Origin of the sequence: Mycobacterium senriense, assembly GCF_019668465.1 — a bacterium.
Taxonomy (GTDB): Bacteria; Actinomycetota; Actinomycetes; order Mycobacteriales; family Mycobacteriaceae; genus Mycobacterium; species Mycobacterium senriense.
Map to the genome: position 1 here is coordinate 103445 of NZ_AP024828.1, position 13782 is coordinate 117226.

Here is a 13782-nt window from a genome sequence, read left to right on the forward strand (position 1 = left end):
AGGACCCCCAATGACCGACGTCGATCAGACGCCCTCCGACGGACTCTCCCCCGGCAGCCCCGCCCGGGCCGACTTGATCGAGCATTCTCGCACCGGGATGGGGGCGGCGGCGCTACAGCGGGCGATCAACGACCACCTGCGCTACTCGATCGGGCGCCCGGCGGCGGCCCGGCGCCCGGAGCACTACTACCGCGCGCTCGCTCTTGCGGTGCGCGACCGCATGCAGGACCGCCGGGTGGTCTCGACGCAGACCTCACTCGACCTCGGGCGCAAGGTGACCTGCTACCTGTCGGCCGAATTCCTGATGGGCCCGCAACTGGGCAACAACCTGCTGAACCTCCAGATGGAGCGGGCCGCGCGCGAGGCGCTGGCGGCGATGGGCCAGAACCTCGACACGGTGCTGGCCTGCGAGGAGGAGCCCGGGCTGGGCAACGGCGGCCTCGGCAGGCTCGCCGCGTGCTACCTGGACTCGCTGGCCACCCTGGAGCGCCCCGCGATCGGCTACGGCATCCGCTACGAATTCGGCATCTTCGATCAGGAAATCCACGACGGCTGGCAGGTCGAGCAGACCGACAACTGGCTGGACAACGGAAACCCTTGGGAGATCGCCAAACCCGACGTCAGCTTTTTGGTCAAGTGGGGCGGCTACGCCGAGCACTACACCGATGAGGCCGGCCACGACCGCGTGCGCTGGGTACCCGGACGGCTGCTGAAGGGCACCGCATATGACACACCCATCCAGGGTTACGGCGTCAACACCTGCAACGTGCTGACGTTGTGGAGCGCGCGCGCCGTCAAGTCATTCGCGTTGGAGGCCTTCAACACCGGTGACTACTACAAGGCGGTCGAGGACGAGGTCACGTCCGAGACCGTCACCAAGGTGCTGTACCCCAATGACGAGCCCGACGCCGGCAAGCGGCTTCGCCTGCTGCAGCAGTACTTCTTCGTGTCCTGCTCGCTGCAACATGTGCTGCACATCATGGACGATCTCGCCGACGTGTCCGTCAAGGAACTACCGCAGCGGTTTGCCTTGCAGCTCAACGACACCCATCCCTCGATCGGCGTCGCTGAGCTGATGCGGCTGCTGGTCGACGAGCGCGAATTGGACTGGGACGAGGCGTGGGACATCACCGTCGCGACGTTCGGCTACACCAACCACACCCTGCTGCCCGAGGCGCTCGAGACCTGGCCGCTGGAGCTGTTCGCCGAGTCGCTGCCCCGCCACCTCGAGATCATCTACGAGATCAACCGCCGGTTCCTCGACGAGGTGCGCAGCCGCTTTCCCGGTGACGAGGACCGCGTCGCCCGGATGTCGTTGATCGGTGAGAACGGCGGCAAGAACGTCCGGATGGCACACTTGGCCACCGTCGGCAGCCACGCCATCAACGGCGTCGCCGCACTTCACTCGCAGTTGCTGAAAAGCAGTGTGCTCAAAGACTTTTATGAGATGTGGCCGGAACGGTTCAGCAACAAGACCAACGGTGTGACGCCACGCCGCTTCCTCGCGCTGGCCAACCCGGGGCTGCGCGAACTGCTGGACCGCACCGTCGGTGACGGCTGGTTGACCGACCTGGGCCGCCTGCGCGGGCTCGAACCGTTCATCGACGACGCCGCCTTCCGGCGCGAGTGGCGTGACATCAAACGCAACAACAAGTCACGCCTGGCCAAATACATCCACTCGGTCGCCGGCGTCGAACTGAACCCGGACTGGATGTTCGATGTCCAGGTCAAGCGCATCCACGAATACAAGCGCCAGCACCTCAACGTCCTGCACGTCGTCGCGCTCTACCACCGGCTCAAGCAGAATCCCGGCCTATCGATCCCCCAGCGCGCCTTCATCTTTGGCGGCAAGGCCGCTCCCGGGTATTTCCTGGCCAAGCGCATCATCAAGCTGATCAACGCGGTCGGGGAAACGGTGAACGCGGACCCGGACGTGAACCGATTCCTGAAGGTGGCATTCGTGCCCAACTTCAACGTGCAGAACGCCCATATGATCTACCCGGCCGCCGATCTGTCCGAGCAGATCTCCACCGCAGGCAAGGAAGCCTCCGGCACCGGGAACATGAAGTTCATGATCAACGGGGCGCTGACGATCGGCACCCTGGACGGTGCGAACGTCGAGATGCGCGACGAAGTCGGGCCGGAGAACTTCTTCCTGTTCGGCCTGACGGAGGAGCAGGTCGCGGCGGCCAAGGCCAGCGGGTATCGTCCGGCCGATTACATCGACGGCAACGACGAGCTGCGCGCGGTGCTGGATCTCATTGCCGACGGGACGTTCTCGCGCGGCGACACCGAAGTCTTCCGGCCCCTGGTGGACAACCTGCGCTACGACGACCCCTTCCTGGTGTGCGCCGACTACGCGTCCTACATGGACTGCCAGGAGCGGGTCAACGCGGCGTGGCAGGACCGGGAATCGTGGACCAAGATGTCGATCCTCAACACCGCACGCAGCGGCAAGTTCTCGTCGGATCGCGCCATCACGGAGTACTGCGACGAGATCTGGAACGTCTGGCCACTGACGGTCAAAATCTAGTGGTGAGCGGGCAAATCCGGCACTGCGCTCGCGGTTAGCCTGCCGCCCCGGCGGCGGATCCGCCAGAAACGGGCTAGGGTGGGCGCTCACGCTGAGGAACTCCTCGCGGTATTCGGCGGTGCTGACATCGAGGATTACGTCGCAAGTGGACGTTTCCGCGGCCCGCCGCAAGGACCGGCGCAACGACGGCAGGAGAGATGTGACTTCACGCTTCCGCAACCTCGCGGTGGCTGCGTTGACCATGGTGCTGGCACTGCTGTTCGCTCCGTCCGTCTCGGCCGACACCTACACAGACCAGCTGGTGAACAGGTTCGATGCCCGGACGCACGTGGTGGTCGACCCGGGCGCCAGACCGCCGCTGCAGAACCCCGACAAGCTGAATCAGCAGATCCTCACCAGCTCGTGGACGTGGAGTTCGGGACCTCCGATCTGGGTCGCTGCGGTGTCGCCCGCGCAGAGCGGCGTGACCACGGCCGACGCCGTCCATGACGCCATGCTGGCCCGCAACGCCGAATTCAGCGGCGTCATTCTGGTGATCGACTCTCGCGGCTACCACGTGCGCGCCTACAACGTGCCGAAAGCCATCGCGGACAACGTCGATCGATTGATGAATCAGTCGGCGAAAGATCATCGCAACGACCCGTACGGCGCGACGAGCGCCTTTGTGGGCAAGCTGGCGAGCGTCAACGCGGCCGCTCGCGGTCCGGTGACCACCTCTCCCGTCGCGCACCAAAAGCACGACGACTGGGCCTGGCTGAAGGTGACGCTGGTCATCGTGGGCATCGGGCTGGTCATGGCCGGCCTGCTCTGGTTCGCAGTGGGCCGAAATCGCAAGCACCGCAAGAACTCCGAGGCGCGCGAGGAGATCAAGCAGGAGTTGATCGCGGCCACCTCGAGTGTCAGCGACCTCGACAACGCGGTGCTGACCGAGAGCGGCGCCGATGTCAGCGCCGAGTCGTTGAAAGCCAACGCCAGCCTGTACGACGCCCGAAATGCTTATGGCAAAGGCGATTACGGCGCCGCGCGGGCGCATCTTCGGGTGGTGGAGTCCACGGTCGCCAAGGCGAACCGCAAGCTCGACCCCCGGCAACCCAGGCCCGACGTTGCCGCCGTGACTTCGGTGCCGGCCGACGATCGCAAGCAGGCCACCGTGCGCACCAAGGACCTCGACACCGGCGAATCGGTGACGATCAACAACAACAACTACAGCACCACGGCGCAGCCCGGCTATCCGTACTACTACGGCGGTGGCTACCACAACGGGATGTTCTTCTACCCCGGCTATTACCCATACGCGTTCTGGGGTCCGGGCTGGACGTGGGCGCTGGCCGACGTGCTGCTGATGGATGCGCTGCTCGACGACCACTGGGGCGGCAGCTACGAGCGCGGATTCGAGGCCGGCCGCGACTCCGCCTTCGCCGATGCCAACAGCTACGGCTATGACGGCGGACAGGCCGCAGGCTACGACAGCCCACCGGCCGACGTGGGATTCTCCGGCGGCGACGACGCATACTCCGGCGGCGGTGACGTGGGCTTTGACGGAGGATGGGACTCCGGCGGCGGCTGGGACTCGAGCGGTTCCGATTTCGGCGGCGGGTCCGATTCCGGCGGTAGCGGCGACTTCGGGTTTTGACGTAACGCGAGAGAAGTTAGGTTTCTTCAATGAGTACGGACAAGATCAATCGCGCCATCCTGCTCGCCATGGTGGTGATCGGAGCGGTTGCTTATGGCCTGCTGTACAGCCACGCGTCAATCGTCTTCAAACTGCTGGTGCCACTCGCGCTGATCGTCCTGGTCGTGTTGATCGTTCGGGATGTGATCAAGGACCAGGATTCCGGAAAGCGCTGACGCCGGGCGGCGACGGCTACTGAGGTAGCGTTCTGAGGAGTCTTCGATGGTTCGGCAGGAGAGCAGATGACCGAAATGCTGGAGTCGGGTCTCTTCGGTTTCCTCACGGTAGTAAGCCTTGCGCTGGCGTTGATGTTCGTTGCTCTCGCCGCTGTATACGTGAAACGGTTGGGAGACCGAACGCCTCTTCCGATAAGCGACGAAATTGGCAGTGCCAAAGCCGTTACGCGTAAAGTGCGCAAAGGCGAACCAATGTCGCAGGAAGAGTTGGATTATGCGCGGGAGATCGTTGGCCGTCGCAGCTCCCTGATGACGTTCTCCATCCCCGCTGCTTTATTCAGTGCGGGATGCTTTTATGTGTTCGGCAGCCTTTACCACTTGCACGGTGCGACGCCCTCGGAACGGACATTTCTCGGGGTGTTCCCGATGTTGGCCGCCACGAACTTCACGACTCAGATTCTGCGCAGCAGACGTTTGAGAAGGCGGCTGCGGAAATTGTCCTGATGACACATCGGACCGGGCGTCTGATGCGGTCACGGGCAGATCGGTACGCCGCCAGCAGCTCGGGGTCGCGTTGCGGTTGCGTTGTCGCTAGTCTTTGCACGATCATATGTCAATTGGATACATGACCGTCTACTATCCGCATGTGCACGAGCGCGGGAGCGGGGGCGAGAACACGATGTGCGGACCGGATTCCGAAGGGTGACGGCGTGAGCCCCCGTTCAGTCGGCAGGACCGTCTTGGCCCGCGCCTGGATGCCTCTGGTTGCGGTCGTTGCGGTCGGCGTGGGGGCGGTGGCCATGTGGAAGGTGCACCAGTTCTCCGACCCCCCGCCAGTCGTCACTGTCAATGAACCGGCAGCGCCGCCGGAGTTCAGTATCAAACGAATCGACTACGAGGTGTTCGGCTCCGTCGGGCAAGGGGGGACGCTCGTCTGGGTGGACTACGACGGGCATCCGCACACGGTCGATCTCACGACCTTGCCGTGGTCGCACACCGAGTCGACCACGCTCACCGTGGTGTCCGGCAGCATCTCGGCGCAGGTTCATGGTGGTTCAGTCGGCTGCCGGCTGCGGGTGAATGGCGTTGTCCGCGCTGAACAGTCCGATACCCACCAGGATGCACACGTCTTTTGTCTGGTGAAGTCCGCATGAGCGAGCATCTGGCCGAGCACCGCGTGAAACGACCTTTCGTCCCCAGAATGGTCCGCATCTTCGCGATACCGATCATTGCCTTCTGGGCCCTTCTCGCTATTTCGACGAACACCTTCATGCCGCAGGTAGAGCGGGTCGCAGAAGAACTCGCGGGGCCGGTGGTCCCGCACTATGCGCCGTCGCAGCGGTCGTTGCTGGCCATCGGTGCGAAATTCCAGGAGTCCAATTCGACCAGCTTGGCCATGGTCGTGCTGGAAGCCAACCGGAGGCTGGGCGACGGAGACCATCAGTACTACGACGAGTTGATGCGCCGGCTGTTGCGGGACACCAAGCATGTGCAGTCCGCCATTGATCTGTGGGGAAAGCCGATCACCGCGGCAGGCGCGCAGAGTCTCGACGGCAAATGCACGTACGTGCTGTTGCGTCTCGCGGGCGATATCGGCCAAATGCAAGCGAACGAGTCCGTTGCCGCGGTACGGGATATCGTCGCTAAGGACACGCCGCCGCCTGGGCTCAAGGTCTACGTCAGCGGCGCGGCCCCGCTCGCCAAAGACACGGTGGCTATTGCGAATAACAGCTTGAACAACATCACGATCGTGACGATCTTCCTCATTCTCGGGATGTTGCTGCTGGTGTACCGCTCCATCGTCACCCTGTTTGTGCCCTTGGCCGGGGTTCTGTTCGAGCTGCTGGTCGCGAAGGGGGTTACCGCAACCCTCGGGCATCTCGGGTACATCGAGCTTTCGTCATTCGCGGTGAACATCGTCGTCGCGCTGACCCTGGGAGCGGGGACCGATTACGGCATCTTCTTGATCGGCCGCTATCACGAGGCGCGACACGACGGCGAAAGCAGGGAGGAGGCGTTTTACACCGCATACAAGAGTGTCGTGCCGGTCATCCTTGGCTCCGGGCTGACGATCGCGGGGGCGTGTTACTGCTTGACGTTCGCGCGACTCAACTACTTCCACACCATGGGCCCGGCCGTCGCTATCTCCATGCTGTTCACCATCTCGGCAGCGCTGACGCTCGGCCCGGCCTTCTTGACCGTGGGTAGCCTGTTCGGGCTCTTCGACCCGAAAAGCAAGGCCAAGGCGCATCTGTATCGGCGCATCGGGACGAGTGTGGTCCGGTGGCCGGTGCCGATCCTGTTCGCCAGCTCCGCTGCGGTGTTACTCGGCGCGATCTTCGTGCCTACGTACCGGCAGAACTATGACGACCGGCAATACCAGCCGATCAAGGGTCTCGCCAATCAGGGTTTCGCGGCGGCGGATCGGCACTTCCCGAAGAGCAAGCTGTTCTCCGAGATGCTGATGATCGAGTCCGATCACGACCTGCGAAACTCGGCTGACTTCATCTCACTGGACCGAGCGGCCAAGGCGCTCGAACGCCTTCCCGGCGTCGCGATGGTGCAAAGCATCACCAGGCCCATGGGCCGAGCTTTGGAACATGCCACGATTCCCTACTTGTTCACCACACAAGGCAGCGGGAACGGTCAACAGCTTCCGTTCAACCAGCAGCAAAACGCCAATACCAGCCAGCAGGCACAGATCACGACGCACACCGTCGCGGTCTTGCGCAAGGAAATCGGCTTCTTTCAGAGGGTGTCCGACGAACTGCATCAGACGGTGCTCACCGTTGAGGACCTGGAACGGGTCAGCAACGAGATGAACGAGGAAGTCTCCAACCTTGACGACTTCTTCCGCCCGGTCAAGAGCTACTTCTATTGGGAGAAGCACTGTTTCGACATCCCCATCTGCTGGGCATTCAGATCGTTATGGGACACGATCGACCACATCGACCACCTGGCCGAAGACATCAAGTTCGCGAGAGTCTCTCTCGTGGAGGTGGATAAGGCGTTCCCGCAGATCATCGCGCAACTGAAACTCACGGCCGACGACTCGGAGTCTTTGGCGGCTCTGTTGGTCAACACCTACGGTTCCTCGTCTCTGCAGACCACCCAGACCGACCAGACATACTTCGACCAGGTCAATGTCGGGCTCGACTTCGACCAGTCCCGTAGCGACGACTTCTTCTACATTCCGCACGAGGGCTTCGACAACGAAGACGTCAAGACCGGCATGAAGCTCCTGATGTCGCCGGACGGCAAGGCTGCTCGTTTCATCGTCACCCACACGGGGGACGCCAATGGCCCGGAAGGCGTGCAGCACGTCGAACAGTTCCCCAACGCGATAACCGCGGCGCTCAAAGAGACTTCGTTGGCCGGCGCGAAGGTTTATATCGGCGGTTCGGGATCAACCAACAAGGACATCCAGGAATACGCCGCCTCCGATCTGCTCATCGTGGCGATCGCTGCCTTCGTGCTGATCTTCTTGATCATGTTGTTCCTGACGCGAAGTCTGATGGCCGCCATCGTCATCCCCGCCACGGTGGCCTTCTCCTACGCCGGTGCGTTCGGGCTCTCGATACTCGTCTGGCAGCACCTCATCGGCCTGCCGCTGTACTGGCTGATCCTGCCGTTGACGTTCATCATCCTGGTGGCGGTGGGTTCCGACTACAACTTGCTGTTGATCCTGCGTGTCAAAGAGGAACTGCACGCGGGAATTCACACCGGCCTCATCCGCGCGCTCGGAAGTACGGGTGGCGTGGTGACATCGGCGGGTCTGGTGTTCGCGTTCACCATGCTCGCGATGCTGAGCAGCCAGCTCAGAACCGTCGGTCAGGTGGGTTCGACCGTGTGTATCGGCCTGCTGCTCGACACGCTGATCGTGCGTTCGTTCGTCGTGCCGTGCATCCTGCGGATCATGGGACCCTGGTTCTGGTGGCCCACGCTGGTGCGTACCCGCCCGCTGCCCCCGACACGGAAGGCCCAGATCGCATGAGCGACAACGACAAACCCCTGGCGGGCCGGGTCGCGTTCGTGACCGGCGCCGCGCGCGGGCAGGGCCGTTCGCATTGCGTGCGGCTGGGCCGGGCCGGAGCCGACGTCGTCGCCATCGACGCCTGCGGCCCGGTGGCGGCGAACAACGGCTACCCGGCCTCGACGCCGGAGGACCTGGCCGAAACGACGAGCCTGGTGGAAAGCGAAGGCCGCAAGATGCTGGCCGCGCAGATCGACGTGCGCGACGCCGCCGGGCAGCAGCGGATCGTCGACGAGACGATCACCCAGTTCGGCCGCCTCGACATCGTCGTCGCCAACGCCGGCGTGCTGAATTGGGGCCGGCTGTGGGAGATTTCGGCTCAGCAATGGCAGGACGTCCTCGACACCAACCTAACCGGCGTCTGGAACACCATCAAAGCCGCTGTGCCCGCGATGATTCGGGCGGGCAACGGCGGCTCGATCATCACGATCAGCTCCGCCGCGGGCGTGAAGGCCGTGCCGGGTTGCGGGCATTACTGCGCCAGCAAGTTCGGCGTGGTCGGGCTGACCAACTCGCTCGCGGTCGAACTCGGTGGATACGGCATCCGGGTGAACTCGGTACACCCGTACGGCACCGACACCCCGATGGGCAACGACCCGTCGATGTGGCAACTGTTCGCCGACCACCAGACCTACATCCACAGCTTCTCCCCCGGCGCATTGCCCACCGACTCGCTCGCCGACCCGAACTTGGTCTCCGACATCGTCCTGTGGCTTGCCAGCGACGCGTCCTCACTGGTGACGGCCGCGCAAATTCCCGCCGACAAGGGCTACCTGAAGATCTGATGAGAGAGCCACCGGGCACACCGCCGACGACGGCATAATCGTGTCGTGAAGGCACCCGGCGCTGCAACGGCGAAAGCGCGCGCCGGATCGCTACGACCCGGCGAACTGGCGCAAGCATCGGTGATGGGCGCCCTGTGCGCGGCGATCGCCATCATCGCGGTCGTCCTTCCGCATGGCGGGGGGCTCGGCCTGCTCGGCAGCGTGCCGACCGGGCTGTTGGCCTATCGCTACCGGATCCGCGTTCTGATCACCGCGACGGTCGCCGCCGGTGTGATCGGCTTCCTGGTCGTCGGCCTGAGCGGTCTGGGGGCGATCGGGCTCTGCGCCTATGTCGGGGGCCTGGCCGGAACCGTCAAGCGGCGCCGCCGCGGCACGCCCACCGTCATCATGGTGTCCTTCGGCGCGGGCGTCGTGGTCGGCGCCGGGATGGTCCTCGCGCTGACCGTCCTGACCCGGTTCCGGCAACTCGCCTTCCACGCGGCAAGCGCCACCGTGGACGGCGCCTCAACGGTTGTGTCGCGGGTGCCGCAGCTGCGTCCGGCCGCGCAACAGTTCAAGGATTTCTTCGCCGAGGCGCTGCATTACTGGCAGTGGCTGGTCCTGGGGTACGCCGTATTCGCCATCGTGGGCGCCTCGCTGGTCGGCTGGTGGGCGTTGTCACGGGTGCTGGAACGACTACGCGGCATCCCCGACGTGCACAAGCTGGACGCGCCCGCCGGCGACGGACCGATCCGGCCCGTCCCGGTACGGCTGGACCAGGTGCGTCTGCGCTACCCGCACGCCGACCACGACGCGCTGCCTGCGGTCAACCTGGACGTGCGCACGGGAGAACACATCGCGGTCACCGGCGCCAACGGCTCCGGGAAGACGACGCTGATGTTGATCCTGGCCGGCCGCGAACCGACGTCGGGCACCGTCGACCGTCCCGGGGCGGTCGGGCTCGGCGAACTCGGGGGCACCGCGGTCATCATGCAGCACCCGGAGAGCCAGGTGCTGGGCACGAGGGTCGCCGACGACGTGGTCTGGGGACTGCCGCCCGCCAAGACCACGGACATCCCCCGGCTACTCGGTGAGGTCGGTTTGGCCGACCTGGCCGACCGCGACACCGGCAGTCTGTCCGGCGGAGAGCTGCAGCGCCTGGCCGTGGCCGCGGCGCTGGCGCGCGAGCCGGCGTTGCTGATCGCCGACGAGGTCACCAGCATGGTCGATCGGCAGGGCCGCGAGAAGCTGCTCGCCGTGTTGTCCGGCCTGACCGAACGCCATCAAACCGCGTTGGTGCACATCACCCATTACAACGACGAGGCCGAATACGCCGACCGCGCAATCAAACTCGGCGATGCGTCGGTCGACACCGATCTGGTGCAGAGCGCGACCGCCCCCGCGCCGACGGCGACGCCCGATCTCGCCTCCAGCGCGCCGGTGCTCGAACTCGTCCGCGTCGGACACGAATACGCCGGCGGCACGCCGTGGGCTCAGACCGCGCTGCGCGATGTCAGCTTCGCGGTGCACCAGGGCGACGGGCTGCTCATCCACGGCGGAAATGGTTCCGGCAAGTCGACACTGGCGTGGATCATGGCCGGATTGACCGCGCCGGCAACCGGTGCCTGTCTGCTCGACGGACGCCCGACCGCCGACCAGGTGGGCGCTGTCGCGCTGCAGTTCCAGGCGGCGCGGCTGCAGTTGATGCGCAGCCGGGTCGATCTGGAAGTGGCTTCGGCGGCCGGTTTTTCACCCGCCGATCACGCCCGGGTAACCGCGGCCCTGGCCGCAGTCGGCCTGGACGCCGGGCTGGCGAAGCGGCGCATCGACCAGCTCAGCGGTGGCCAGATGCGTCGCGTGGTGCTGGCCGGGCTGCTGGCGCGATCGCCACGGGTGTTGATCCTCGACGAGCCGCTGGCCGGGCTGGATGCCGCCAGTCAGCGCGGGCTCGTCCAGTTGCTCACCGAGCGGCGCCGCGAGACCGGCCTGACCGTGGTGGTCATTTCGCATGACTTCGCCGGGCTTCAGGAGCTGTGTCCGCGCACGCTGCACCTGCATGACGGTTCACTGCAGCCGGCACCGGCTGCGGCCCAGCACAATACGGTGGCTATCGACGCTCCGGTCAAGCGGGCGTCCGGTCGCCGGCGCCCCGTCGTGCTGCTGCGGCCGGTGCCGGGCAGCTCGCCCATACACGAGCTGTGGGCCGGTACCAAACTGCTTGTAGTATTCGGCTTTTCGTTGCTGTTGACGTTCTTCCCGGGTTGGGTGGCGATCGGGCTCACCGGCGCGCTGGCGGTGATCGGAATGCGGCTGGCGCGCATCCCCCGGGGCGTGCTGCCGTCGGTGCCGCGCTGGCTGTGGATCGTGCTGGTGATCGTCGGCATCAACGCGGCGTTCGCCGGCGGGAGCCCGAGGGTCCACCTGGGCACTGTGACGCTGGGCTTCGGCGGCCTGCTGGACCTGCTGCGGCTTACCACGCTGTCGGTGGTGTTGCTCGCACTGGGCGCACTGGTGTCGTGGACGACCAATGTCGCCGAGATCGCCCCGGCGGTCGCCACTTTGGGCCGCTTCCTGCGGCCGCTGCGGATCCCCGTCGACGACTGGTCGGTCGCATTGGCGCTCGCGCTGCGCACCTTCCCGATGCTCATCGACGAATTCCGGGTGCTCTTCGCCGCGCGCCGACTGCGGCCCAAGCGGCGGCCGCAAACCCGTTGGGCCAGGCTGCGGAACCCGTTGGCGGACGTGATCGACGTGGTCGTCGCGGTCATCACGGTGACACTGCGCCGCGCCGACGAGATGGGCGATGCCATCACCGCCCGCGGCGGTACGGGTCAAATTTCCGCAGCCCCGTCGCGACCGAAACCGGCCGACTGGCTGGCTCTTTCGATCGTGCTGGCGGTGTGCGGGGCCGCCGTCGCGGCCGAGCTCGCGTTGTTCGCCGGCTACTGAGCCGTAACGCGCTCAGAACCGCGCCAGTGCCGGGACGTCGGCCAGCGCACAGTCCGGGATGCCTTCGGCCGCGCGCAGCAGAAAGTTGAGTTTCGCGATGCGCTCGCCCGACCGCGGTGCGCCGTTCTTCTGAAACGGCGCACCCAGGCCCACAGCCAGGTCCATCACCACGTCGTCGATGACGCCGCCCGAGCGGCCAGAAGGGATCGCCAAAATGCTGTTCCTCGTGGCGTATTCGAAGCAGTCCAGGGCTTCGGCGATGGTTCCGACCTGGTTGGGCTTCAGGATGAAACCGTCCACGGCGGACGTCTCGACGGCCCGCTGCAAGCGGGAGCGGTTGGTGACGATCAGGTCGTCCCCGAGAATGATCGAACGGTGCACCGCCTGCACCGCTTTGGCGAACCCGGGCCAGTCATCCCCGTCCAGCAGGTCTTCGATGAACAGCATCGGGAACTCCTGCGACAGCCCCCGGGCATAATCGATCAAAGCCTCCGCCGTCACCCGTTCGCCGTCGAATGCGTATGTCGCAGAGTCGCTGTCGTACACCTCACTGGACGCGCAGTCCAGGGCGAACGCCATGATGTCGGCGCAGCCGGCGCGCTCGACGGCCTCGGTCAGCACCTCCAGGACGACGCGCGGATCGCTAGACGGCGCGATGTATCCATACGACGACGCCAGCATCGGTGCGCGGCCGAGCCGCTCGGCGAGCACCTCGCCGAGCGGCTCGAACAGGCTCACCCCCTTTTCGACCGCGGATTGGATCGAGTCCGCGCGATAAGGCACGACGAGGAACTCACTGAATGTCTGGCAGACGTCGCCGTAGTGTCCCCCGTTGATCATGTTGAAGCTGGGCACCGGGACGGTGGTCGGTGGCTCGAGCCCGAGCAGCGCGCCGACATAGGTGTAGGTGGGTGTGCCGGCCGCGGCGGCGGCCGCCCGCAGCAGCGCGATCGACGTTGAGTAGATCGCGTTGCCGCCGAGCCGGTGCTTGTCCGGCGTGCCGTCGAGATCGATCATGACCCGGTCCAGTGACCGCGGATCGTCGAGCTCCGCGCCGATGAGGGCGGGGGCGATCTCGTCGGTCACCGCGGCGATGGCGTGGTGCACGCTCAGCCCGTTGTAGTGGGTTCGATCGCCGTCCCGCAGCACGAACGCCTCATGTGAACCCACGGAGCTGCCGGTCGGGGACGCGCCACGGCCGACAACGCCGCTGTCGGTGGTGATCTCGACCTCGACCAGGGGCCGGGCTTTACAGTCCAGCAGTTGGCGCGCGATGACGGACGCGATCTTCATCATCGACCTCCCGGACCCAGGATCTCAGCGTAAGACCACGCTACTGAGAGGTCACTGAGAAGTCGCCACCCGTCATTTCCCGCCCGGCCGCGCTAGGCTAGCGTTTACACAAGTAGTACTGTAAAAACTCCGAGTGTCGGACAGAGGGATCCCGAGGGAGGATCTTCATGCGGCCGGTAGTGAACCTTGATCGGTGTGAAGGCAACGCCTACTGCGTGAACATCGCGCCGGGTGTCTTCCAGCTCGACGATGACGACTATGCGGTGGTCATCGCGGATCCGATCCCAGCCGAGCAGGAGGCGCTGGTCGAGCAAGCCATCGCCGAGTGCCCGCGTGCCGCCCTGTCTCGCGAGGACTAGCGC

Annotated in this window: 10 protein-coding genes; 9 read left to right on the plus strand and 1 reads right to left on the minus strand. The window is 65.2% G+C overall.

The annotated features are described in order from the left end of the window. Positions 1-97: 97 nt before the first annotated feature. From MTY59_RS00525 to MTY59_RS27800, 8 genes are all read left to right on the plus strand, one after another. Positions 98-2533 (plus strand): glycogen/starch/alpha-glucan phosphorylase, encoded by a 2436-nt coding sequence (locus MTY59_RS00525; protein ID WP_221046178.1) that lies wholly within the window; start codon positions 98-100, stop codon positions 2531-2533. 199 nt (positions 2534-2732) lie between these two features. Beyond that, positions 2733-4166 carry a hypothetical protein gene (locus tag MTY59_RS00530; protein WP_221043954.1) on the plus strand — a complete coding sequence of 478 codons (1434 nt, stop codon included), beginning with the start codon at positions 2733-2735 and terminating at the stop codon, positions 4164-4166. 29 nt (positions 4167-4195) lie between these two features. Then, the gene (locus MTY59_RS00535) at positions 4196-4381 is read left to right on the plus strand and encodes a hypothetical protein (protein WP_221043955.1); all 186 of its coding nucleotides are present in this window, start codon (positions 4196-4198) and stop codon (positions 4379-4381) included. Positions 4382-4456: 75 nt separating this feature from the next. Then, positions 4457-4885 carry a hypothetical protein gene (locus MTY59_RS00540; RefSeq protein WP_221046179.1) on the plus strand — a complete coding sequence of 143 codons (429 nt, stop codon included), beginning with the start codon at positions 4457-4459 and terminating at the stop codon, positions 4883-4885. 251 nt (positions 4886-5136) lie between these two features. After that, on the plus strand, positions 5137-5535 hold the full coding sequence (locus MTY59_RS00545; RefSeq protein WP_221046180.1) for an MmpS family transport accessory protein: 399 nt from the start codon (positions 5137-5139) through the stop codon (positions 5533-5535). After that, a complete protein-coding gene (locus MTY59_RS00550) occupies positions 5532-8375 on the plus strand; it encodes an MMPL/RND family transporter (RefSeq protein WP_221043956.1) in 2844 nt (947 codons plus the stop codon). Before MTY59_RS00545 ends, MTY59_RS00550 begins: the two co-directional genes overlap by 4 nt. Next, on the plus strand, positions 8372-9199 hold the full coding sequence (locus MTY59_RS00555) for a mycofactocin-coupled SDR family oxidoreductase (protein WP_221043957.1): 828 nt from the start codon (positions 8372-8374) through the stop codon (positions 9197-9199). The genes MTY59_RS00550 and MTY59_RS00555 overlap by 4 nt, the downstream gene beginning before the upstream one ends. Before the next feature lie 45 nt (positions 9200-9244). After that, positions 9245-12127, plus strand: coding sequence for an ATP-binding cassette domain-containing protein (locus MTY59_RS27800; protein ID WP_221043958.1), 2883 nt, complete (start codon positions 9245-9247; stop codon positions 12125-12127). Positions 12128-12139: 12 nt separating this feature from the next. Here MTY59_RS27800 and eno read toward each other — a convergent pair whose 3' ends face one another. Then, the gene (eno, locus tag MTY59_RS00565) at positions 12140-13423 is read right to left on the minus strand and encodes a phosphopyruvate hydratase (protein WP_221043959.1); all 1284 of its coding nucleotides are present in this window, start codon (positions 13421-13423) and stop codon (positions 12140-12142) included. Between the two features lie 164 nt (positions 13424-13587). Between eno and MTY59_RS00570 the strand changes: the two genes are divergently transcribed. Then, positions 13588-13779: a ferredoxin gene (locus MTY59_RS00570; protein WP_221043960.1), complete on the plus strand. Its 192-nt coding sequence runs from the start codon at positions 13588-13590 to the stop codon at positions 13777-13779. The last annotated feature ends 3 nt before the right edge of the window (positions 13780-13782 follow it).